This is a genomic window from Sorangium sp. So ce1504 (assembly GCF_051521635.1).
GTDB lineage: Bacteria > Myxococcota_A > Polyangia > Polyangiales > Polyangiaceae > Sorangium > Sorangium cellulosum_B.
In genome coordinates this window covers 144,757-167,207 of sequence record NZ_CP150365.1, presented here as the reverse complement: position 1 = coordinate 167,207, position 22,451 = coordinate 144,757, and the positions used below count along the sequence as shown (strand labels likewise).

The 22,451-nt window shown below is 73.8% G+C and carries 15 protein-coding genes and 1 pseudogene; 13 read left to right on the top strand and 3 right to left on the bottom strand.

Annotation, left to right across the window (positions count from 1 at the left end; translation table 11 throughout):
• Positions 1 to 20 precede the first annotated feature (20 nt).
• Together WMF39_RS00645 and WMF39_RS00640 are read right to left on the bottom strand one after the other, a co-directional pair.
• Positions 21 to 716: an acetoacetate decarboxylase family protein gene (locus WMF39_RS00645; protein ID WP_437743623.1), complete on the bottom strand. Its 696-nt coding sequence runs from the start codon at positions 714 to 716 to the stop codon at positions 21 to 23.
• Entirely contained in the window at positions 713 to 2,410 is a 1,698-nt protein-coding gene (locus tag WMF39_RS00640) for an amidase (RefSeq protein ID WP_437743622.1), read from the bottom strand. The genes WMF39_RS00645 and WMF39_RS00640 overlap by 4 nt, the downstream gene beginning before the upstream one ends.
• 249 nt (positions 2,411 to 2,659) lie before the next feature.
• On the opposite strand from WMF39_RS00640, the pseudogene WMF39_RS00635 reads away from it, so the two are divergent.
• Both WMF39_RS00635 and WMF39_RS00630 read left to right on the top strand, forming a co-directional pair.
• Positions 2,660 to 3,772: pseudogene (locus tag WMF39_RS00635) on the top strand (TIR domain-containing protein); the annotation flags it as partial.
• Between the two features lie 471 nt (positions 3,773 to 4,243).
• Positions 4,244 to 5,248 (top strand): tetratricopeptide repeat protein, encoded by a 1,005-nt coding sequence (locus WMF39_RS00630; protein WP_437748141.1) that lies wholly within the window; start codon positions 4,244 to 4,246, stop codon positions 5,246 to 5,248.
• A gap of 85 nt (positions 5,249 to 5,333) precedes the next feature.
• Here WMF39_RS00630 and WMF39_RS00625 read toward each other — a convergent pair whose 3' ends face one another.
• Positions 5,334 to 5,909: a Uma2 family endonuclease gene (locus WMF39_RS00625; protein WP_437743621.1), complete on the bottom strand. Its 576-nt coding sequence runs from the start codon at positions 5,907 to 5,909 to the stop codon at positions 5,334 to 5,336.
• Between the two features lie 569 nt (positions 5,910 to 6,478).
• Here WMF39_RS00625 and WMF39_RS00620 point away from each other — a divergent pair.
• From WMF39_RS00620 to WMF39_RS00570, 11 genes are all read left to right on the top strand, one after another.
• Positions 6,479 to 8,074, top strand: a complete 1,596-nt coding sequence (locus WMF39_RS00620) for a DUF2169 family type VI secretion system accessory protein (protein WP_437743620.1) — start codon at positions 6,479 to 6,481, stop codon at positions 8,072 to 8,074.
• A 162-nt stretch (positions 8,075 to 8,236) separates the two neighbouring features.
• Positions 8,237 to 9,697 (top strand): type VI secretion system Vgr family protein, encoded by a 1,461-nt coding sequence (locus tag WMF39_RS00615; protein WP_437743619.1) that lies wholly within the window; start codon positions 8,237 to 8,239, stop codon positions 9,695 to 9,697.
• Entirely contained in the window at positions 9,694 to 12,381 is a 2,688-nt protein-coding gene (locus tag WMF39_RS00610) for a type VI secretion system Vgr family protein (RefSeq protein WP_437743618.1), read from the top strand. Before WMF39_RS00615 ends, WMF39_RS00610 begins: the two co-directional genes overlap by 4 nt.
• Positions 12,382 to 12,429: 48 nt before the next feature.
• On the top strand, positions 12,430 to 14,787 hold the full coding sequence (locus WMF39_RS00605; RefSeq protein WP_437743617.1) for a DUF2169 domain-containing protein: 2,358 nt from the start codon (positions 12,430 to 12,432) through the stop codon (positions 14,785 to 14,787).
• Complete coding sequence (locus tag WMF39_RS00600; RefSeq protein WP_437743616.1) at positions 14,784 to 16,796, top strand: pentapeptide repeat-containing protein; 2,013 nt, start codon at positions 14,784 to 14,786, stop codon at positions 16,794 to 16,796. The genes WMF39_RS00605 and WMF39_RS00600 overlap by 4 nt, the downstream gene beginning before the upstream one ends.
• A gap of 44 nt (positions 16,797 to 16,840) precedes the next feature.
• Positions 16,841 to 17,581 (top strand): DUF3540 domain-containing protein, encoded by a 741-nt coding sequence (locus WMF39_RS00595; protein WP_437743615.1) that lies wholly within the window; start codon positions 16,841 to 16,843, stop codon positions 17,579 to 17,581.
• A 12-nt stretch (positions 17,582 to 17,593) separates the two neighbouring features.
• The gene (locus WMF39_RS00590; RefSeq protein WP_437743614.1) at positions 17,594 to 18,007 is read left to right on the top strand and encodes a DUF4150 domain-containing protein; all 414 of its coding nucleotides are present in this window, start codon (positions 17,594 to 17,596) and stop codon (positions 18,005 to 18,007) included.
• Between the two features lie 30 nt (positions 18,008 to 18,037).
• The gene (locus WMF39_RS00585) at positions 18,038 to 18,913 is read left to right on the top strand and encodes a transglutaminase family protein (protein ID WP_437743613.1); all 876 of its coding nucleotides are present in this window, start codon (positions 18,038 to 18,040) and stop codon (positions 18,911 to 18,913) included.
• 63 nt (positions 18,914 to 18,976) lie between these two features.
• The gene (locus WMF39_RS00580; protein ID WP_437743612.1) at positions 18,977 to 19,837 is read left to right on the top strand and encodes a class I SAM-dependent methyltransferase; all 861 of its coding nucleotides are present in this window, start codon (positions 18,977 to 18,979) and stop codon (positions 19,835 to 19,837) included.
• A gap of 620 nt (positions 19,838 to 20,457) precedes the next feature.
• Complete coding sequence (locus WMF39_RS00575) at positions 20,458 to 21,441, top strand: TauD/TfdA dioxygenase family protein (RefSeq protein WP_437748140.1); 984 nt, start codon at positions 20,458 to 20,460, stop codon at positions 21,439 to 21,441.
• Positions 21,438 to 22,289 (top strand): dienelactone hydrolase family protein, encoded by an 852-nt coding sequence (locus WMF39_RS00570; RefSeq protein WP_437743611.1) that lies wholly within the window; start codon positions 21,438 to 21,440, stop codon positions 22,287 to 22,289. The genes WMF39_RS00575 and WMF39_RS00570 overlap by 4 nt, the downstream gene beginning before the upstream one ends.
• The last annotated feature ends 162 nt before the right edge of the window (positions 22,290 to 22,451 follow it).

Genomic DNA, 22,451 nt, shown 5'->3' with positions numbered 1-22,451 from the left:
CAGCTGCCCGCGGTGAGAGATCAGAGCGAGCGATGGGGCTCGACGTCGGCGACCGGGAACTCGGCCTGAAAGCTGGAGAGCCGGACGGCGAACACCACACGACCCTCGTCGACGCGCGGCATGCGCGCCGAATCGACGCGCGCCTCGAGCAGGCGCGCGTGGCGGGCGCGCCCGCGCGCGGTCGGCGCGCAGAAATAGTCGTGCCCGTCGCGGTGGTGCACCAGCCGGCGGAGGCGCGCTGGCACGAGCGCGCTCGAGGCGGGCAGGCTCGGGCCCGCGGCCGCGAAGCGCAGATCGGCGAAGACGTCGCCGCCCTGCGATGCCCGGAAGCGCTCGCTCCCGTCCGCCTCGCGCGCGATCTCGAAATCGGCGTGCTCCTTGGGGATACCCCAGTTGAGCTGCCCGTTCACCACGCTGTCCCACGAGCTGACGTAGATCTTGCTGATGGACCAGCAGAGGCCGCGGCGCGTGCGGAAGCGCCCGGGGATGAAAAGGAGCTCGCGATAAGGCCCCACGTTCGACGACGTGTAGTCGAGCGCCATCAGCAGGCTGTAGCGCCCCTCGAAGCGGGGGCGGAGCGCCTCCGGGATGAAGCTCTGCTCCTGGAGCAGCCGCTCCGGGAGCTCGAGCATCACGAGGGTTGCATCGCCAGCCAGCGTCCACGGCGCTGGCGCTGGCTTCACGTCGGGAGGATGACCTCCGGCGCTCCGGCTCATCGCGACCTCTCCTTGGACTCGATGGGATCAGGGACCTCGAGCAGATCGATCGCCCCCGGGGGGCGCCGCGCGCTCGCGAGCTCCGATCGCTCGAGGTGGGCGAGGACGGCGAGGACGGCCGCTTCGTCCCACGCGTCGCCGAGGATCTGCAGGCCGATGGGCAGGCGCTCGGCGTCGACGCCGACGGGCGCCGTGCCGGCGGGGAGGCCGGTGAGGTTGCCGAGGAAGGCGAAGCGGCACATGCCGTCGAGGGCGATGGGATCCAGGAAGGCGCGGCCTTCCTCGGCCTGCGCGTAGCGGGGCGCGGTGATCGCCGTCGTCGGGAGCGCGAGGACGTCGACGCCGGCGAGGGCGCGCGCCACCTCGCGCCGCATGCCCGCGCGCAGCCGCGCGGCGTCGATCTGCTCGAGCGCGGTGACGCCCGAGAGGAGGCTGAAGGTGACGCGCAGGTCCTCGCTGATGAGGTCGCGCTGCTCCCTCCAGGCGCGCTGGAACGCCGCGAGCGACTCGGGGCCGATGACGAGGTAGCCGATGGAGGCCGCGTGCCTGGCGAGGGGGATCTTCACGTCCACGAGGGTCGCGCCCTCGCGCTCGAGCGCGCGCAGCGCCCCCCAGCACACGCTCGCGACCGGGGTGGAGGCGTCGCGCCACTCCGCCTCGTCGACGCCGATGCGCAGGCCGCGCACGCCGGCGCCGAGGCGCGCGCCGAAGCCTCCGGGGGGCGGCGGGGGCGCCCATGCGGTGAGGTCGTCGTCGGGGTCGGGCTCGCTGGCGACGGCGTCGAGGAAGCGCGCGAGATCGGCCGTGCTGCTGGCGATCGGGCCGGCGTGGGCGACCGAGCCCTTGAAGCCGTCGCCGGCGCGGCTGACGCGGCCGAAGGTCGGCTTGATGCCGAAGACGCCGTTCAGCGCGGCGGGCGCCCGGATGGATCCGCCGCCGTCGCCGCTGGCCGCGAGCGGCGCGAGCCCGAGCGCCACGCCGACGGCGGAGCCGGTGGAGGAGCCGCCCGCGGCGCGCTCCTTGTGGTGCGGGTTGTGGGGCATGCGCTGGTGGACGCTGTTGCCGATCGGCGACATGCCCCACTCGGTGAGCACGGTCTTGCAGAGGAACACGGCGCCCGCCTGCCGGAGCCGGGCGACCACGGCGGCGTCGCGCGGCGCGGGCGGCTGCGGGCCGCAGGGCGAGCCGAGCGTGGTCGGGAGGCCCTCGACGTCGAACTCGTCCTTGACGAGCAGGGGCACGCCGTCGAGCAGGCCGCGCGGCCGCCCCGCGGCGTGGCGCGCGGTCGACGCGTCGGCGTCCCTGAGCGTCGCCTCGCGCGACGTGGCGACGGCGATGTTCATGCACGGGCGCTCGGCGGCGAGCGCCTCGAGCGCCGAGAGGGCGCGCTCGGCGACGCGGAGCGGGGTGGTGGCGCCCCTGCGGTAGGCCGCCGCGTAGGCCACCGAGGGCCTGGGCCAGTCGCGGACGGGGGGCGCGCCGAGCCCGGCGTCCTCCCAGCGCCGCGGCGGCGCGGCCTGGAGGGGGCGCGCCTCTGCGGGGACGTCGTCGCGGAAGGCGTCCGGAAGCGAGGCGAGGCGATCGATGCCCAGGCTGCGCTTCATCACTTCCCGGAGCGCGGCGGAGGATCCGGGCGCCTCGGCGGCGAGGCGCGCCGCGGTGAGCGCGCGGCCGGTGAGTCGGGGGACCTTCATACGGCGCAGCTTACTCGACGGGCTGGGCAGCACGGCGGGCGGTGAGCGCGGGGCGGGTCGCGATCGCGCGGTGGATGGCGGGGGATCGGCGACGGGCTGGTGCGGCGCGCCTCGTGGAGCCATGTGCACCGATCTGCGAGCTGGACGCCGTGGGCGCCTACCGCCGAGGGGTCAGCTGGACTTGAAGCCTGACGGCTCGGGGGGCAAAGGACCGGTCTCGCGGCGCTCGATCAGACGGCGCTTGCTGGCGTGGGCAGCTCCGTTCGCGCCGGTCCTGGTACGCTTACGGCCGTGGCCGCGCAGCGCACGCCAGTCGACGTTTTCATCTCCTACGCGCCCACCGACGCGCACCATCGGGACGCGCTGGAGAGGCATCTTGCCGTCTTGCGGCGTCAGGGTGTAATTCGCTCCTGGCATCAGGGGCACGTCGAAGCCGGCGAGGACAGGGCCCGGCAGACCGTCGGCCGGATCGAAGCGGCCAAGATCATCGTGCTCCTCATCAGCGTCGATTACCTCGCCGCCGACCCGTACTGGGACGAAATGGAGCATGCGCTCTCGCGTCACGAGACCGCGAAGGCCCACGTGATCCCCGTCTTGGTCGACGCGTGCGACTGGGATCTCGCGCCGTTCGGCAGGCTGAAGCCGCTGCCGAGCAACGGACGACCGGTAACGAGCTGGCTGAACCAGAGCGAAGCGTGGGACGACGTGGCGCGCTGTATCCGGGCTGCGGTGGAGGAGCACGGAGACGCTCGACACCGCCGGCATGGACAGGCGCCGAGCGCTCGACACAAGGCCGCAACGAGCGGAGCCGCCCTCCACCAGCTCCGCGCGCCCCCCGGCGATTTCACAGGACGCACCGAGGACCTCGCCTGGCTCCGCGCGAAGCTCGCCGCTGGCGGAGCCACCATCCTGGCGTTGACCGGCCAGGGCGGAGTCGGTAAGACGGCGCTCGCCCTGAAGCTTGCTCAGGAACTCGCCCACGACTACCCGGACGGGCAGATCGAGATCGATCTCCGCGGCGCGGGCGCTGAGCCGCTCGCCGCAACGACCGTGATGGCCCGGGTCATCCGCGCGTTCGAGCCCGAGGCGAAGCTGCCAGAGGACGCGGACGAGCTGGGAACGCGGTACCGCTCGGTTCTGAACGACAAGCGCGCGCTGCTCCTGCTCGACGATGCGCGCGACCGCGAGCAGCTCGAGCCGCTGCTCCCGCTTCCGGGGTGCTTCGTGATCATGACGTCCCGGCAACGCTTCACCCTCGCCGGCCTCTGCGCACGGCGCCTCGACTGTCTCGTCCCAGCGGACGCCGTCGCCCTCGTCCGCAGCATCGCGTCGCGCATCGATGAAGCCACGGCCGCGGAGCTGGCTGCCCTCTGCGGGTACCTCCCGCTCGCCCTGCGCACAGCGGCCTCCACCCTCGCAGACCAGGTGGCGCTTCCGCCGGCCAGATACCTCGATCGGCTGCGCCTCACCCACGAAAGACCGCAGCTCGTGGTGGCCGTGCTGGCATCGAGCGTGGACCTGCTGGACGAGCCGGCGCGGGCTCTCTGGCTCCGCCTCGGGGTCTTCTCGGGGAGCTTCAAGGCGACCGCCGCCGCGCATGTGAGCGAGCTGGAAGAAGGGAACGCCGTCGACCTCACGAGCGAGCTCGTCAGACGGAGCCTCCTGGAATGGGATGAGGCGACAGAGCGCTACCGGATGCACGATCTCGCCCGCGAGTACGCGCGGTCGCGCCTCGACGCCCGGGATCGTCAGGTCGTAGAAGCGCGCCTCGCCGAACATTTCCTTCTCGTCCTCAGGGAGGCAGACAACCTGTACGAGCGAGGTGGAGAGTCGATGATGCGCGGTCTCGCCCTGTTCGAACGAGAATGGGGCAACATCAACGCAGCGCAGGAGTGGGCTTCGAGCCGTGCCGCACACGACGACGCGGCCACGAAGCTCTGCGCGGCGCTTCCGCTCGCAGGCAAGCACTGCCTGGCGCTCCGGCAGCGGCCCACGGAGAGGATCCGCTGGCATACCGCGGGCGTCCGAGCGGCTCGACGACTCGGGCTGCGCGCGGAGGAAGCCTATCACTTCGGCCTTCTCGGGAACGCCTACGCCGAGATCGGCGAGCTACGGACGACCATCGAGCTGAGCAAGCAGGCGCTCGCGATCCTAATGGAGATCGGGGATCGGCGCGGTGAGGGCGAGGAGCTCTGCAACCTGGGCAACGCGTACGCGAACCTGGGCGAGGCGCGGGAGGCGATCCGGCTGCATTGGCGAGCGCTGCCGATCTTCGTCGAAATCGGCGACCGAAGGGGCGAAGCCAGCGCGCTGAGCAGCCTCGGGGGGGCCCACGCGGCGCTTGCCGACACGCAACTTGCGATCTCGTTTTACAGGCGACAGCTGGCCGTCGCCCAGGACATCGGCGACCGCCGTTGCGAGGGCAACGCGCTCTCAGGCCTTGCCAGCATGCACGCGATGAGCGGCGAGCTCAACGAGGCGGTCGCGCTATGCGAGCGAGCGCTGCGGGTGTTCCGAGAGCTCGGTGATCGCTTGGGCGAGGCGGAGGCGCTTGGCGTCCTGGGGAATGCCCATGCCAGCCTCGGGGATCCCTTGCAGGCCATCGAACATTACAATCAACAGATGGCGATCGCCTGCGAGATCGGTGATCGGGAGGGGGAAGCTGCGTCGAGCTGGAACATCGGAATCGTGTTTGAGGCGCTGGGGAACATCCCTCGCGCCGCGGGCGCAATGCGTGTCTACGTGGAGTTTCTACGGTCAATCGGCCACACGGCGCTACAGCATCACGAGATCCACCTGAATCGCCTCCGCGCGGGGCTGAGCCGCAGCACACGGTGAGAACGGCGAGGCGGACGCCGGAGCGCGGCGACATGGACAATCGTCGCGGTGCTCGTGGCGCGTTGAGCAGCCTCCTGCTTTCTGCTCAGGCCCCCGGCTGGGCCGCTGCCTCGTAAAGCTCACGGACATCGAGCCGCGCGCCGATCGACGCCAGGAGCGCAGCGTCGCTCTCACGCGAGATGGCAGACGTGAAGCCGCCATCGGCGTCGCGAGTCCAGACCTCGACGCACCGCTCCCGGTGCGACACGAGGACGTACTGGCGCAAGGAGGCGAGGCTCTTGAAGTGCTCGAACTTGTCGCCTCGGTCGTACTCCTCGGTGCTACGGCTCAGCACCTCGACGATGAGCGTGGGGTTCGTCACCGCTTGCTCGTCCTGGGCATCGCGCTCGATCGGCCCACACACGACAGTGACATCGGGGTAGGTGGCGAGGCCTGTCGACGGCACACGCACGCGAAGATCGGCGTCGTAAGCACGGCATCGACCTCTGCGAAGCTCGGGGAAGAGGAGGCCGATGACCGCCGCAGCGAGCGCGGCATGCTCGGGCGCACCTCCCACCATCGCGTATATCTGGCCGTCCAGGTACTCGTGCTTGACGTTGCTGGACGCCTCGATGGCCAGGTACTCGGCGTACGTGTAGTGGATGCGATGTGCCGGGGCCACCGTGGCCGCGCAGTATGGCACAGCGCACGGCGGTCGCCGCGGGTGGCGGGCGCTCGGGCGCGGCCTCCGCGTCCGACGCCGCAAGGCGGCGTCTCCGGCGCCTCGATCGCGGCCGACCCGAACAGCTCACGAGCCCCGCGGAGCGGCGACATTTTACAGAAACCGCCGGCCTGGCCGGTCCCAGGCAGGCGCTCGCGGTGCCGGCGGTGGAGCGTGCGCGCGCCGTGCAGCAGGCTCACCATCGCGACCGCCCGGCAGCACCTGGTTCAACAGCTCGCAGGCTCCGCTCGGTACGTCGATGACATCGAATCTTCCGCAGAAAATGCCGATGCGCGGACGTGCGACATAGGCTTGGCGTCTCGGCCATGAGCTGCTGGGAGATTGCGATGCTCGCCGGAAAAGGGAGGGTCGAGCTCGATCGGCCCGCGCAGAGATCGCTCGAGGACGCGCTCGCCAGAAGCGGAGCGGAGCGATCCTCTTGCCGATTGAACCGGTGATCGCTGCGCCGCTCGACGGCCACAATGGCTTGACAGCAGCGTCGGAGGGCGGGTCTCATCGCTGGTGGATCCATGGCGACGAGCAGCCCTCCGCATGTGAGCGCGACGCCGATCGGCGCTGCGACCGCCGCCGCCATGGCATGGAGGTTCAAGGGCAAGCTCTGGGTGACCGCGATGGTGAAAGCCACCTTCGGGTTCGCCAGCGACACGATGATGCAGCGCATCGCGCCGCAGGAGATCATTCGGGAGGAGGTCCATCACGGCGGGCTCCCCTCGCGGAGCATCCGGTTCACGACCGATCTGGTTCCTCGCCTGCTCAAGGCCGACGTGCTCTTCACGGGCCATGCGCATGCGCCGCACGGCCGCCCCGTCGAGGCGGCGCATGTCCGGCTGGGACTCTTCTCGAGCAGCTGGACGCTGCTGGACAAGACGCTGATGGTCCGTAAGCGGGGCGGCTTCGTGCGGCTCCCCATCGATTACGAGCATGCTTTTGGCGGGATCGGCTTCCCGGACAACCCGTTCGGGGAGGGCCATCCGCAGGGCTCGGGCGAGCCGAACATCCTCGATCCGGTCGACGCGAGGCGCGTGGCTGGCTTCGGCCCGATCTCGAAGGTCAGCCCCGCCCGCCGGCGGCTCCTCGGGGCGACCCCGCGCGCCCTGCTGGAGCGCGGTATCCGCGAGATCCCGGACGAGCTCAGCTGGGACTACTTCCAGGCGGCGCCGCCGGATCAGCGCACGCACTTCCTGCGCGGCGACGAGTGGATCGTGATGGACGGCCTGCACCCGAGTGCGCCGCGCATGCGCATGCGCCTGCCCGGCGCGCGCGGCTTCGCGCGCATCCACGGCCTTGCGGACATCGGCCTCGCCGAGCATCAGGAGCTCCCGCTGAGCGCCGACATGCTGCGCATCGACGGCGACGAGCAGCGCTGCACGGTGACGTGGCGCAGCAGCTTCCCCGTGCCCTCGGAGGACGTGCTCCCGCGCATGCGCATCCTCGCCGGCGTCGAGCTCCCGGGCGAGCCGATCGCGTGGCCCGCTCCGGGCGCCGCGGTCAGCAGGGCCGGAGCGACGGCGCCCCGCGCGGGCGCGGCGGGCGACGAGGACGAGGCCGCCCTCGAGTCGACCGTCGCGCTGTCCGCCGCGGCGAGCATGAGTCCCACCGGGACGCTGGACATCGCGCCGAACAGGGCGCTCGTGGTCCCGGCGACGCTGCCGTTTCGTCCGGCCCCCGCAGGCGCCTCGCCGTCGCCGCCGAAACGGCCTGCACCATCGCCGCCCGAGGCTCCGCTCAGCAGGTCGGGGACGATGCAGATGCCGAAGGACGTCGGCAGCCACGCGGCGCGCCAGCCGGCGACTCCCTTCACGGCCGAACCGCCACCCGCGCTGCCGGCCGAGCCGCCCCCTGCGCTGGCGTCCGTGCCGAGCGCTCCCGCCGCCAGCGCGGCCGCGCCCGCGGTCCCCACGCCGGAGCCGGCGAGCCCCGCGGCCGCGCCCGCGGTCCCCACGCCGGAGCCGGCGAGCCCCGCGGCCGCGGGGGGCGCCTTCGCCTGGGCGACGCCGCCTCCCGAACCGCCGCCCCCGGAGCCGCCGCCCCCCGGAGCGCCGAAGCGCCCCGCGAAGCTCGATGTGCGGGCGCTCCTGTACGGCACCGGCAAGGGGCGAGGCTGACGCTCCGATGCCCGTGAAACCCCGAAGAGCGAGCCCTGGCGGCGCAGGGTGCCAGCAGCCCTCACGCGGCCATCCCGGCGCCCCCGCGGCGCGCACGCCCACGCGGCCTCTCCACCTTTCCGGTGCTCCAGAGAAAGCCGCGGCGGAATCGGAGAACGAGCGATGAAGGAAGCCTCCGGGACGTTGAGCGTTCGCATCGAGTCAGAGCGGGGGCCGTGGGACCACGTGAAGGTCCGCGAGCTCTCCGGGCGAGAGGCGATCTCGCAGCTCTTCTCGTTCGACCTCGACGTCGTGATCGACGAGGGCCGCGAGCTCCCGGCCGACGCCGCGCCCGGCGCCGAGGTCAGCCTGGTCTTCGAGGCCGACGGTGAGGAGATCCGCCGCGTCTCGGGCGTGCTGGGTCCGATCCGGGACCGCCTGGAGCCGCTGGCCGAGCGCGCCACCTGCCGCCTGCGCCTCGTGCCGCGCGCGTTCCGGCTCACCCTCGTCGAGACGCAGGAGATCTACCTGGACCGCAGCGTTCCCGACATCCTCCGGAGCAAGCTCGAGCGGCACGGCCTGGGCTCCGAGGACGTCGACTTGCGGCTGCTCGAGAGCTACCCCGAGCGCGAGTTCGTCGTGCAGTACGGCGAGAGCGATCTCGCGTTCATCAGCCGCCTGGCCGAGCACGTCGGCATCAGCTTCTTCTTCGAGCACGAGGGTGGCCGCGACAGGATGGTCTTCACCGACCACCCGTCCGGCTTCCGCCCCGCCTCGGGCGCGGAGACGGTGCCCTTCCGCGCCCGCGGCGAGGCCGCGGGCATCTTCGCCCTCGAGGTGACGACCGACCTGGTGCCCACCAGCTACGTCGTGCAGGACTACAACTACCGCGCACCGCAGCTCGACCTGACGGCCTACGCCAGCCTGGGCTCGGGCGACGGCGGCGGCGTGGTCGAGTACGGCAGCCACGTCAAGACGCCCGAGGAGGCCGGGAAGCTGGCGCAGATCCGGGCGGACGAGCGGCTGTCGCGGCAGCGCGTGTACGAGGGCAAGGCCAGCCGCGCGGCGCTGTCCGCCGGGCGGCGCGTGACCCTGATCGAGCACCCGCGCTTTCCGGAGCCCGAGGAGCTGCTCCTCGTCGAGGTGGAGCACGAGGCGAGGTTCCCCGCGTTCAAGGACGCCGGCGAGCAGAGCCCCTTTTACAGGAACGCATTCCGCGCCATCCCGGCGCGCGTCGCCTACCGGCCGCCGCGCCGGACGCCGAGGCCGCGCATCTCCGGCGTGGTGACGGGGATCGTGCAGCCGGGGCACGGGGGAAAGACGAACGGCGTCGCTCAGCTCGACGCCGAGGGGCGCTACACGGTCCAGCTCCACTTCGACACGGCGGAGCCGGGCGAGCAGAAGGCCTCGCGCCCGGTCCGGATGGCGCAGCCCTTCAGCGGCGTGGGCCACGGGATGCACTTCCCGCTGCGCCCGGGCACCGAGGTCCTCGTGGCGTTCGCCAACGGCGACCCGGATCGCCCGGTGATCCTCGGGGCCATGTTCAACCCGCTCGCGCCGTCGCCCGTGACGGCCCGCAACGCCAACCAGAGCCGCATCACCACGGCGTCCGGCGCCATGCTCGAGATCTCGGAGAAGCGATGACGAAGCCCACGACGGTCGGGATCCACTTCCGCTCCGAGGCCGCCCCGGCCGGGGCGTTCACGGTGCTGGGGCTCCGCGGCGAGGAGGCGCTGTCGCGCCCGTACCGCTTCGAGATCGATCTCGCGTCGCCCGATCCCGCGCTGCCGCTCGACGACCTCGTCGGCGCGGCCGGGGAGCTCGATCTCGCCGGCCGCGCGGTCCCGGGGGTCGTGGCCGAGGTGGAGCAGGGCGGCGCGCTCGGCGGCGATCAGTACGCCTACCGGGTCGTGCTCGTGCCGCGCCTCGCCCTGCTGGGCCTCGCGCGGCAGACGCGCATCTACCAGCGGCTCAGCGTGCCGGACCTGGTGGAGGCGGTGATCGCCGGGAGCGGCCTCGGGATCGAGGTGGAGCGGCGGCTCGAGCGGGCGTATCCGCCGCGCGAGCACGCCGTGCAGTACCAGGAGAGCGCGCTCGACTTCGTGTCGCGGCAGCTGGAGCAGGCGGGCGTCAGCTACTTCATCGAGCCGCGCGGGGGGGCGGAGCGGCTCGTCCTCTGCGACCACCCCGACGGCTTCCGGGGCGCGGTCGAGGCCGCGATGGGGGAGGCCGGAGGGGTGCGCGCGCTGCGCTGCCGGCGCCGGATGTCGCCGCGCGCGCTCGTGCTGCTCGACTACAACGAGCGCACGCCCGAGGTGCCGCTGGAGGCCGAGGCCGAGGTCGACGCGCGCGGCTTCGGGCTGCTCGTCGACGAGGGCGGCTCGTTCGCGGCGCCCGAGGAGGGCGCCGCGCTCGCCGCCGTGCGCGCCGAGGAGCTGCGCTGCCGCGCGACCGTGTACGACGGCGCGATCGGCGCGCCGCTCGCCGCGGGCGAGCGCCTCGGGCTCTCCGGCCATTTCCGGGCCGACTGGAACCGCGATTACCTGGTGACGCGCGCCGTGCACCGCGCCGGGGCGGGCGACGAGCCGCGCTATGCTTGCGAGTTCGAGGCCATCCCGGCCTCGGCGCGCTACCGCCCGCCGCGCGCCACGCCGAGGCCGCGCCTCGAGGGCGCGATGGTCGCCCACGTCGACGCGCGCGGCCCGGAGGGCATCGCCGCGGTCGACGCCGAGGGGCGCTACCGCGTGGTGATGCCGTTCGATCTGAGCGGCGCGGCCGAGGCGCAGGGCTCGGTGCCGATGCGCCTGGCGACGCCCTACGGCGGGGCCGACGAGGGCATGCACTTCACGTTGCGCAAGGGCGCCGAGGTGCTGTGGACCGGCGTCGGCGGGGACCCCGAGCGGCCGGTGATCACCGGCGTCGTGCCCAACGCGAAGAGCCGCGTGGTCACGAGCGCCGACGAGGGGCGCGGCCGCATCCGGATGCCGAACGGGGCGATGGTCGAGATGGGAGGCGGCTTCGGGCGCGCGCGCGCCGGCGCTGAGAGCGCGGCGACGCGTGCCAGCGCCGAGGGCGCGCTGCCGATGGAGCAGCAGCTCGGCCAGGACGACATGACGACCACCGCGAGCAGCGCGGAGGACTGGATCCGCATCGCGGTCCCCCACAGCGACGGGAAGTACAGCTACCTGCGCTACGGCGAGCGGGCGACCGCGGCGGCCGGCACGTTCACCGAGTCCGCGCGGCTCGATCCGACCGCGGGGTTCGGCGACAGCGGCTGGACGTGGTCGAGCCTCGACAACGGCTACGACACGAGCTCGAACGAAAGCGACAAGGGGAAAGCCGCGCACTTCGGCTGGGCGGCGAGCGACGGCGTCTACGATCATACGGACGGCAACCGCACGGTCGTGACCCAGGGGGACTACCAGTCGGTCACCACGGGCAACCGCACCGACGTCGTCCTGGGGAACTACCGGCTCGTCATCCCGAACCGGACGCTCGGCATCTTCGACGCGGACTTCTACTCGATGACGTTCAGCAAGGACTGGCAGGGCTGGCGGAAGACGCAGCGCAGCCACGTCTCGACGGTCAACCTCACGTACGGCGACAACTCGAATTTCTTCACCGGCATCAACTTCGGGGCGAGCCTCGGCGGGAACTACAGCATCGCGGCGGGCGTTAACGGCAACGTCTTCCTCGGGCTCAACACGGGGATCACGGCCGGGATGAGCTGCAATATCGCGTACGGCCCGGTGCTCGAGTTCGGCAGCACGAAGAAGCTCACCACGGCCGACGAGCAGGACATCAAGGCGCGCTCCAAGGTGCACCTGCGCGTGCGGAGCACCGACGCCCCGACGGTCGAGGCCGCGAAGCCGTGGGCAGCCGCCGTGGCCGCGGGCGCCCTGGGCGCGGTGGCGGGCCCGCTCGGCGCCTCCGCGGGCAAGGACGATCTCGAGAAGGGCGGCGGGCTCACGGGCGCGACGTGGGGCATCGCGACGCTCGGGGCGCTCGTCGGAACGTACCTGGTCCACAAGCTCGCCCACGCGAACCCGCTGAACGACGCCGAGCTGATCATCGAGCCGACCCAGCTCCTGCTGCGCTGCGGCGGGCTGGCCGGCGCGTACATCAAGATCGAGCCCGCCGCGATCGAGCTCGCCTGCGGTCCCAGCAGCCTCAGGATCGACGCGACGAGCGTGATCGCCGGAACTGGGACCGCCAAGCTGGAGCTGAGCAGCACAGCCGCGTCCTCCGTCCTGAGGTTCGGCGGCCACCAGGTCCAGATCGACGCCGCGGGAGCCCTCATCCAGGGCGCCCAGTTCCACGCGCTCTAGGAGGAGCCCGCTCGGCGGGCGCGCGGCCTGCGCGCGTCGAGAGCTGCCATGAAGATCATCAACCACACCCCCACCACGTTCGCCGCGGTAGCCTGGCAGATCCGGCCCCCGCAATGGGCCCTGTGCCTGATCGCGAAGGGCACCTACCGCCTCGTGCCCGGCGCGCCGGCGATCCCCGCCGACGCCCCGGAGCCGCCGCTCGGCGACGTGCACGAGGGCGACGATCCGCGCGGGGCGCTTCTCCAGGCGTCCGACTTCGCCCCCTTCAAGCCGAAGGCGGATCTCCTGCTGACCGGCAAGGCCCACGCGCCCGGCCGCCGGCCCGTCAGCTCCCTGCCGGTGAGCTTCGCCGTCGGCAAGGCGTCGCTCGCGCTGCAGGTGACCGGCGACCGGTACTGGACCGACCCGGCCGCCGGCAAGCGCACCGACCCGCAGCCGTTCGTCGAGATGCCGCTCGGCTATGGCCGCGCCTTCGGGGGCCCGGGCTTCGCGGCCAACCCGGCGGGGCGCGGCATGTTCGACCCGAGCGAGCGCGATCTCCGGCGACGGCCGCTGCCGAACATCGAGGATCCGCGCGCGCCGGTCGACTCGCCCGCGGCGCGGCCGCCGCCCGCGGGCTTCGGGCCGCTCGCCGCCGCCTGGGCGCTGCGCGCGAGCAAGCTCGGCACCTACGACGAGCGCTGGCTGAAGCAGCGCTGGCCCTTCTTCCCCGACGATTTCGACTGGAGCCACTTCAACGCGGCCGTGCCGGCGCTCCAGGCCGAGTACCCGCGCGGCGACGAGGAAATCGTCTGCCACAACCTGCACCGCGCGCGCCGCGAGTACCGCGCGCGGCTCCCCGGCGTCCGGATGCGCTGCTTCCTCGACGAGCTCGCGGGCGGCGCGGAGCGCTTCCGCGAGGTGCAGCTGCACCTCGACACGGTCCGGGTCGACATGGAGGCCGAGGCGCTCATCCTCGTGTGGCGCGGCCACGCGCCCGTCTCCGCCGAGGACCACCCCGAGGTGCGGCACGTGCTCCTCGAGAGCGAGCCGCTCGGAGAGGGCCGCGTCGCGGCCGCGCGCTACCGCGAGCGGCTCGCGCTCGCGCTGCTGGAGGCGCGCCCTGCCGTGGCGGAGGCGCCCGCCGCGGCGGCGCCGCCCGGCAACGACAACGACGGAGCGTCTCCCCTGGCCGGCGTCGACGACGCCGAGCTCCTCGCGCAGATCCGCGCGACGCTCGAGCGGGGCGGCGCCCCCGCGGCGCTCGTGGCCTCGCTCGGCGCGTCGGTCAATGGCCCGCGCCCGCCCGGCGCGGAGCTCGAGGCGTGGCTGGGCAAGCTCGGCGGGGATCCGGCGCAGCTCGACGAGATCCAGCGGAAGAGCCGCGAGCAGATGAAGAAGGCGCTCGAGGCCGGGGGGCACGACCCGGCGCAGCTCGACGCGCTGGACCGCGAGGACGAGGCGCGGGACCGGGCAGCCACGGAGCGCGCGGCGCCGTGGACGCGCGAGCGCGTGGAGCTCTGCCTGTCGATCCGCGAGAGCATGGCGGGCGCCGATCTCTCGGGGCTCGACCTGTCGGGGCTCGACCTCAGCGAGGCGAGCCTCGCGCGCGCGCTGCTCGTCGGCGCCGACCTGACCGGCGCCCGCCTCGCCGGGGCCGACCTCGACGGCGCGACGCTCGCTCGCGCCAGGATGGCGGGCGCGTGGCTCCCGTCGGCCAGGCTGAGCGACGCCGACCTCTCCGGCGCCGACCTCGCGGGCGCCGACCTGACCGGCGCGGCGCTCGGCAAGGCGCGCCTCGACCGCGCGACGCTGCGCGGGGCCGTCCTGACCGGCGCGGCCGCGGCCGGCGCCTCGTTCCTCGAGGCCGACCTCACCGGGGCGCGGCTCGACGGCGCGCAGCTCGCCGGCGCCCGCCTCGCGCGCGCGGCGCTCGACCGCGCGTCCTTCGGCGGCGCGGCGCTCGAGGGCGCGAGCCTCGAGGGGGCGCACGGCGAGGCGGTCGACCTGCGCGGCGCCGACCTGCGCGGGCTGCGCGCCTCGGAGCACACCCGCCTGCCGCGCGCCCAGGCGCGCGGCGCCCGCGCCGACGGCTCGCGCTGGATGCACGCCGACCTCACGGGCGCCGACCTCGCGCTGTCGAGCCTGCGCCGCGCGGATCTCGGCCGGGCCGAGCTCGGCGGCGCCGACCTGCGCGGCGCCGACCTGGCGGGCGCCGACCTGACGCGGGCGCGGCTCGGCGGCGCCCGCCTCGAGCAGGCGAACCTGCACGGGGCTCGCCTCGAGGCCGCCGACCTGCGCGGCGCCGACCTGCGCGGCGCCGGGCTGTACGAGGCCGCCCTGTGGCAGGCGCGGCTCGAGGGCGCCGACCTGGAGGACGCGCAGCTCGCGTCCACGCTGCTCACGAGCGATCGAGGCGCGACGTGACCGGCGCCGCCGCCACCTCCGCGGGTTTCGCGCGGGACAAGGAAGATCTCCTCGCGCGCCTCGACGCCGGACCGCTCGATCCGCCGATGATCGTTGGCCTCGACCTGCGCGGCGTCGACCTCGCGGGCCGCGATCTCTCGGGCGTGCTCTTCAACGGCGTCGACCTGAGCGACGCGCGGCTCGCCGGCGCGCGGCTCGCCGGCGCCGTCTTCCTGGCCGTCACGCTCCGCGGGGCCGATCTGTCGGGCGCGCGCCTCGAGCGCGCGGTGCTCGCGCGCCACGCGCGGCTCACCCGCGACGCCGCGGCCGCGACGCTGCCGCTCGAGGCCGATCGCGACCTCGGCGCCGAGTCCGTCGAGGCGCTGCGCGCCGCCGGGTACGCGGGGTATGCCGCCGGGGCCACGTCGCTCGCCGGCGCGTCGCTCCGCGGGGCCGATCTGTCGGGCGCGCGGCTCGAGGGCGTGGACCTCACCGGCGCCGATCTCTCGGCCGCGACGCTGACCGGCGCCGCGCTCGCGGAGTGCGCCCTCGACGGCGCGCGCCTCGACGGCGCGACGCTCCGCGAGGTCGAGCTCGACCGCTGCGCGCTCGCGGGCGCGAGCTTCATCGACGCCGAGCTCGCCGCCGTGACGCTCATCGGCGTCGCGCTCGGCGCGCTCGACCTGTCGCGCGCGCGCCTCGTCCGCGGGCTCCGCGTTCCGAACCAGGACCTCCGCCGCGCGGCGCTCCCGCGCGACCTCGCCGGCGGCGACCTCACGGGCGCGAACCTCGCCGGCGCGGACCTGTCGGGCTTCGACCTGCGCGGCTGCAAGCTCGACGCGGCCGATCTCGGCGGCGCGCAGCTCCCGTCCGCGGCGCTCGGCGGCGCGTCGCTGCGCGGCGCGTCGCTGCGCGGCGCGCGCCTCACTGGCGCCACGCTGAGCGGGGCCGACCTCGGGGGCGCCGTGCTCGAGCTCGCGAACCTCGACGGCGCCCGGCTCGACGGCGCCGGCCTCGAGGGGGCCGACCTCACCGGCGCCAACCTGTCGGGCTGCGATCTCTCGGGCGCGCGCCTGCGCGGCGCCCGCCTGCGCGGCGCGCTGCTCGCGGCCGCCGCGCTGCGCGGGACCGAGCTCACGGGCGCCGATCTCGCAGAGGCGTCGCTCCAGGACGCCGCGCTCGACGGCGCGGATCTGCGCCGCGCGCGCCTCCCGGGCGCCCGCCTTGCCCGGGCCGAGCTCACCGGCGTCGATCTCTCGGACGCCGACCTCGCGGGCGCCGATCTCTCCGAGGCGCGCATCGCGGGCGGGCGCCTCCGCGGCGCGAACCTGTCCGGCGCGCGCCTGCACGGCGCCACGCTGAAGCGCGCGCAGCTCGCCGGCGCCGCCCTCTCCGGCGCGGATTTCGGGGGGGCCTCGCTCGAGGGGACCTCGCTGCTCGGGCTCGATCTCCGGGGCGTGCGGCTCGCCGGCGCGCGGCTCGCGAGGAGCTCGCTCGTCGAGGCGAAGCTCGGCGGGATGGATCTCTCGGGCGCGGTGCTCCGCGACTGCGACCTGTCGCGCGCGGACCTCCGGGACGCGCGGCTCGACGGGGCCGATCTGGTGCAAGCGAGCCTGGCCGGCGCCCAGCTGGGCGGCGCCTCGCTCGTCTCGGCGCGCCTCGGGGTCGCGAACCTGACCGGCGCCAACCTCCGGGGCGCGCGGCTCGCCGGCGCGGATCTCTCCCGGGCGTGCCTTGACGGCGCCGCGCTCGCGCGCGCCGATCTCGGCGGCGCGCGGCTCGACGAGGCGATGGCGCGCAAGGCGGATCTGAGCGGCGCGCGGCTCGAGGGCGCCTCGCTCGTCGACGCGGACCTGTCGCACGCCGACCTGACGGGCGCCGATCTGTCGGGCGCCGATTGCCGCGGCGTGAACCTGCACCGGGCGGCCACCGCGCACGCGCGCTGGGACGGCGCGAAGCGCGAGGGCGCCCGCGGGACCGATCCGGAGCGTGCCCGCGCCGAGGACTGGCGCCCGCCCACGCTGTTATGAACGGCCGACGACGGCCGCGAAGCCACGACCCGAGGACCACCGCCATGCCCACCGCTGCCCTCCCTGCTCTCCCCGTCGAGCCCCCGCCCTCCGACGCGCGCCCCGAGGGGCTCCGCGACGGCGCGCCGTGCGCGCCGCGCGCGCCGTTAGAGGAGCGCCCGCTGCGCATCGTGGCGCGCGCGGGCGCCTCGGCGTCGATCGTCGAGCGCGACGGCCACGAGGTCGTCGCGGTGCACGACCGGGCCGGCCGGCTGCTCTTCGAGTACGACGCGGAGACCGGTCGGGGCAGCCTCGTCGCGGCGGGCGGCCTCTCGCTCGCGGCGCCCGGGGGCGACATCGATCTCGTGGCGGGCGGCGCCATTCGCTGCTGGGCGGCCGGCGAGGTCGCGATCACGAGCCGGAGCGGCGCGACCCTGAGCGCGCGCGCCGGCGAGCGCGGCGCGACGGTGCAGGTCGCGCCCGGGCGCGTCACCGTGGCCGGAGAGGCGCTCGCCGCCGTCGCCGAGCGGGGCGACGTGCGCATCGCCGAGGCGCGCTATGAGGGGCGGGCGCTCACCGCGGTGCTGGAGCGGGCGCACACCACCGTGGGCAAGATCGAGTCGATCGCCGGGCGGGTGATCGCGCGGGCGGGGGATCTCTTCCAGGAGGTGCGCGAGCTGCACCAGCTCCGCGCCGGGCGGGTGCGCGCGCTGGTCGAGGACGTGATCGAGCTGCGCGGGCGCGAGGTATCGGTGGACGCGCGCGAGGATGTGAGCATCGATGGCCAGCGGATCAACCTGGGGTAGGAGGACGCGGCGATGTTCCCTGTGACCACGACGCAGGCCGGGATCTGCCAGGCCATGCCGGACACGTGCAAGACCCCTGCGCCGCCTGGTCCGCCGGTGCCGCTGCCGTACCCGAACGTGGCGATGTGCAACCAGGCGCTCCCGAGCACCTGCGCCCTGAAGGTGCTGGTGGGGGGCAAGCCGGTGCTCACGAAGCAGAGCGAGATCCCGATGTCGACCGGCGACGAAGCGGGCGCTGCCGGCGGCGTCGTGAGCGGCAAGATCAAGGGCGAGGCGATGTTCCGCAGCTTCTCGGCGAAGGTGAAGGCCGAGGGCAATCCGGTCGTGTTCCACGCGTGCGCGGTGGCGCAGAACGGAAAGAGCCCGAACATGCCCATGGGCGTGCAGGTCGCGCCGTCGCAGGCGAAGGTGATGGTGAGCGGCTGAGGGGCCGCGCGGCTGGCGGAGGGGGTCCACGTGGCGGCGCGTCGTTACCGCGTGGTTCACCGCAGCCGGTACGAGCTCGGGGCCGAGGGCGCGGTCGCGTGCCGGCTGGAGGCGCACCTCACCCCGCGCGCGCTGCCGCATCAAGCGGTCGAGTTTCACCAGCTCGTGGTGCGGCCATTGCCGCGATCGAGGCGGGTCGAGGAGGACGCCTTCGGCAACCTTTGCGCGCGGATAGAGATCTGCGGGAGCTTCGGCGCGATCGATGTCACGGCCCTCAGCGTTGTGCGCCTCTGCGAGGAGGCGGCGGGCGGCGCCGGCGATCTCGGGGACGACTGGCGGGCGGTGGCGGCGCGCACGGCGGCCGCCGCGGCGGAGGACCCGGCGCTGCGCGCGCTCGTGGAGGGCACGGCGCGCGCGCCGCGGAGCGGCGCGATGGCGGACTACGCGCGGGGGTGCTTCCGGGAAGGCCTCCCGCTCGGCGGCGCGCTGGAGGGGCTGGTCGACCAGATCCGACGGGATTTCACCTTCACCCCGGGCGTCACCGCCGCGGACACCGGCATCGCCGTCTTCTGCGAGCTCCGGCGCGGCGTCTGCCAGGACTTCGCGCACCTCGCCGTGGCGTGCTTGCGATCGATGGGCCTCGCGGCGCGTTATGCGAGCGGCTACGTGGCCGGCTCCGCCTCGGCGCCGGCGCGCGCCTCGCACGCGTGGGCGTCGGTGTGGTTGCCGTCGGGCGGCTGGCACGACCTCGATCCGACGCTCGGGCGCCTGGGCGCGCCCGGGCACATCGTGCTGGGCTACGGACGCGACTATGATGACGTCGCGCCCCTCAGGGGCACCGCCGAGGGCGCGCGCGGCGTCCGGCTGCGGACGGAGATCGTGGTGGCGCCGCAGGGAAGCGAATGACGTCGCGCCGTTTGCACGAGCGGGTCGCGCGTACCCAGCCGAAAATCGAAAGGAGCTCGAAGAATGATCGAGGTTGCCGGACCGAACGCCGAGCAGATCCGTTACTGGAACGAGGTCGGCGGACCGAAATGGGTGGCCCTCGGCGATGCCATCTCGGCGTCGATCCGGCCGCTGGGCGTCCTCGCCATGGATCGCGCGGGGATCGCCGCGGGCGAGCGCGTCCTCGACGTCGGCTGCGGGCTCGGCGACACCACGCTCGAGCTTGCCCGGCGCGTCGGCGCGGGCGGATCCGTGCTCGGCGTCGACATCTCCGCGCCGATGCTGGAGAGGGCGCGCGAGGACGCGCGGGCGGCAGGCGCCGCGCGCGTGGTCTTCGAGAACGCGGACGCGCAGACCGCGGCGCTGCCCGGGCTGTTCGATGTCCTCTACTCGCGCTTCGGCGTCATGTTCTTCACCGAGCCCGAGGCGGCCTTCGCGAACCTCCGGCGGGCGCTGCGGGGCGGCGCGCGGCTCGCGTTCGTCTGCTGGCGGCCGCTCCAGGAGAACCCCTGGTTGCACGTGCCGGCCATGGCGACGGCCCGGCACATCCCCATGCCGCAGGCCGAGCCGCACGCGCCAGGCCCGTTCGCGTTCGCCGACGCCGCGCGCGTCCGGGAGATCCTGTCGCGCGCGGGGTTCGTCCGGATCCATCACGAGCCGCTCGATCGGGAGCTCCTCGTGGCGGGCGGGAGGTCGCTCGATGAGACCGTGGACTTCCTCCTGCAGATGGGCCCGTCGGCCGCGGCGCTGCGCGAGGCGAGCCCCACGCCGGAGGTCGTCGACCGCGTGCGGGCCGCCGTGCGCGAGGCGGTCGCGCCGCACGACGGCCCCGGGGGCGTGCGCATGGCAAGCGCCGCGTGGATCGTGACGGCGGCAGTGGACTGACGCCTCCGGGACGCCCCTCCCGCTCGTCAGCCGCGTCATCTCCGCGACGACGGAGGTTCTGGAGCTCCTCAAAGAGTCGACGCATCGACATCGCTCCCGGAGCGACGCCGCTCGCTCCTGGGCCGCACGGGGGCACACCCATGTCGTTCAAGCGCCTGGATCGCTGTCTGATGTTCGACGGAACCGCCGAGAGGGCCATCAAGCTCTACGAGAGCGCGCTCGGGGCGAAGTGTGAGGGCGTGATGCGCTTCGGCGATGTGCCGGGCGACAACCCATCTCCCGAGAGCAAGGACCGGATCATCCACGCCACGCTGCACATCGGTCCTGGCGTCATCATGGTCAGCGACACGATGCCCGGCACGCCGGCCGCGAAGGGGAGCGACACCGAGGTCTGCTTGCACTTCGGCGATAACGCGGAGAGGACGAAGGTGTTCGACGCGCTCGCCGCGGGCGGCGACGTCACGATGCCCCGGCCACCTCGGTCCCCCGCCAAACGAACCTCCGCAAACGCGCCCCGCCCCTTCTATCCCCACGCGCGCGCCGCCGCTCGCGGCCTGGCACGGCGCCCGCATACCGACCGTCACGAAGGACGTGGCGGGGGAACCACGCGGAGGAGACCCATGAGCCAGAGAGCATCCGATCAAGCCATCCAGGTGAAGCCGCTCGCAGGGCACATCGGCGCCGAGATCCACGGCGCCGACATCTCGAAGCCGCTGCCCGACGAGGCCGTGGCGGCCATCCGCGCGGCGCTGCTGAAGTGGAAGGTCGTCTTCTTCCGGAACCAGCCGCTCGGCCACGCCGAGCAGATCGCCTTCGCCGCGCGCTTCGGCGAGGTGACCTACGCCCATCCGCACGAGGACGAGCCGTTCGACGAGCACCCGGAGATCCTCGCCATCGACAGCCGCCGCTACGATCGCCGCTATGGCAGGCGCTTCAGCTACGAGAACCGCTGGCATACCGACGTCACCGCGGCCGTGAACCCGCCGGCGGCGTCTATCTTGCGGGCGCATATCCTGCCGCCCTACGGCGGCGACACGACCTGGACGAACCTCGTGGCAGCCTACGAAGGGCTGTCCGCGCCGCTGCGCGTGCTCGTCGACGGCCTGCGGGCGGAGCACCGCTTCGGGCTGCGGTTCGCGCCGCAGGACCAGGACAGCCCGTACCTGCGCAAGGTGCGCGAGAACCCGCTGATCTCGATCCACCCCGTGGTGCGCGTCCACCCCGAGACCGGCGAGCGGGCGCTGTTCGTCAGCCCCGGCTTCACCAGCCACATCGTCGGGCTGTCGGCGCGCGAGAGCAGCGCGATCCTCGACCTGCTCTTCGAGCAGATCAGCCGCCCGGCGTACACGGTGCGGTTCCGGTGGGAGCCGGGCAGCATTGCGTTCTGGGACAACCGGGCCACGGCGCACCTGGGGCCACAGGACCTCGGGCACCTCGACGTCGAGCGCGTCCTCTACCGGGTGACGCTGACCGGAGACATCCCGGTGGGGGTCGACGGGGTCCGCTCCGAGATCGTGGCCGGGGAGCCGTTCGGCAAGCGGCCGCCGAGCAAGCTGAAGCCCGCCCGCAAGGACAAGGCGCCCGAGGCCGAGGTGCAGGCATGAGCGCCGCGAGCGCAGGCGTCGAGAGGACGTCGTTCGAGGGGCCCCACGGGCCGGTGGAGGCGGTGCAGGTCCGCCCGGCGTCGGGCGGGCGCTCGCCGGCGCCGGCGGTGCTGATCCTCCACGAGGGGCTGGGGCTCACCGTCCATACGATCGAGCTGGCAAGGCGCTTCGCGCAGGAAGGGTACCTCGCGTTCGCGCCGAACCTGTATTCGCACGACACGATGCACCGGACCTTCACCGAGGCGGAGGTGGCCCGGGGGGTGAGCCTGCTGCGCGCGGCCGACCGCGACGAGGTGGTCGCGCGGTTGCCGGCGGACGAGCAGGAGCGGCTGAAGAAGGTGTTCGCCTGGTTCGGTAACCGCGACACGTCGACGTACCTGCCCGACGCGAGGGCGGCGGCGGCGCACCTCGTCGGCCGGTCGGACGTGCGGTCTGGGGGCGTCGCCGCCGTCGGGTTCTCGCTGGGCGGAGGGCTCGTGGGGCAGCTCGCGGTCGCAGGCGTGGCGCTCGCGGCGGGCGCGGTGTTCTATGGGCAGTCGCCGGCTCTGGAGCAGGTGAAGAACGTGCGGTTTCCGCTGCAGGTGCATTATGCGGAGGAGGATCCAGCGATCACCCCGAGGGCGCCAGCGGTGGGGGAGGCGTTCAGGGCTGCGGGGCGGGAGCTGATCTCGTTCGTGTACCCTGGGACGCGCCACGGGTTCTTCAACGAGACGCGGCCGGCGTACCACGCCGATGCGGCGCAGCTCTCGTGGCGGCGCACGCGGGAATTCTTCGCCGAGCGCACCGGCAACGTCGCGCAATGGCGGCCGCAGGCCGTCGCCGGCGAGGGTGCGCGCGCTGCAGGGTAGCTGCGGCTCCGTCGCTGGTACCTCCGGCACCTCAACCTGGGTCAGAGCCTCGAACCTCAACCCGGGTCGGGTCGGAACCTCAACCTGGGTCCGGAACCTCAACCTGGGTCAGAGCCTCGGGTCGGAACCTCCGGCACCTCAACCTGGGTCAGAGCCTCGAAC

Excerpts from the sequence above, each read along its gene's own strand:
- WMF39_RS00645 (WP_437743623.1), bottom strand. The coding sequence starts at position 716 with ATGAGCCGGAGCGCCGGAGGTCATCCTCCCGACGTGAAGCCAGCGCCA.
- WMF39_RS00640 (WP_437743622.1), bottom strand. The coding sequence starts at position 2,410 with ATGAAGGTCCCCCGACTCACCGGCCGCGCGCTCACCGCGGCGCGCCTC.
- WMF39_RS00630 (WP_437748141.1), top strand. The coding sequence starts at position 4,244 with ATGATGCGCGGTCTCGCCCTGTTCGAACGAGAATGGGGCAACATCAAC.
- WMF39_RS00620 (WP_437743620.1), top strand. The coding sequence starts at position 6,479 with ATGGCGACGAGCAGCCCTCCGCATGTGAGCGCGACGCCGATCGGCGCT.
- WMF39_RS00615 (WP_437743619.1), top strand. The coding sequence starts at position 8,237 with ATGAAGGAAGCCTCCGGGACGTTGAGCGTTCGCATCGAGTCAGAGCGG.
- WMF39_RS00610 (WP_437743618.1), top strand. The coding sequence starts at position 9,694 with ATGACGAAGCCCACGACGGTCGGGATCCACTTCCGCTCCGAGGCCGCC.
- WMF39_RS00605 (WP_437743617.1), top strand. The coding sequence starts at position 12,430 with ATGAAGATCATCAACCACACCCCCACCACGTTCGCCGCGGTAGCCTGG.
- WMF39_RS00595 (WP_437743615.1), top strand. The coding sequence starts at position 16,841 with ATGCCCACCGCTGCCCTCCCTGCTCTCCCCGTCGAGCCCCCGCCCTCC.
- WMF39_RS00590 (WP_437743614.1), top strand. The coding sequence starts at position 17,594 with ATGTTCCCTGTGACCACGACGCAGGCCGGGATCTGCCAGGCCATGCCG.
- WMF39_RS00580 (WP_437743612.1), top strand. The coding sequence starts at position 18,977 with ATGATCGAGGTTGCCGGACCGAACGCCGAGCAGATCCGTTACTGGAAC.
- WMF39_RS00575 (WP_437748140.1), top strand. The coding sequence starts at position 20,458 with ATGAGCCAGAGAGCATCCGATCAAGCCATCCAGGTGAAGCCGCTCGCA.
- WMF39_RS00570 (WP_437743611.1), top strand. The coding sequence starts at position 21,438 with ATGAGCGCCGCGAGCGCAGGCGTCGAGAGGACGTCGTTCGAGGGGCCC.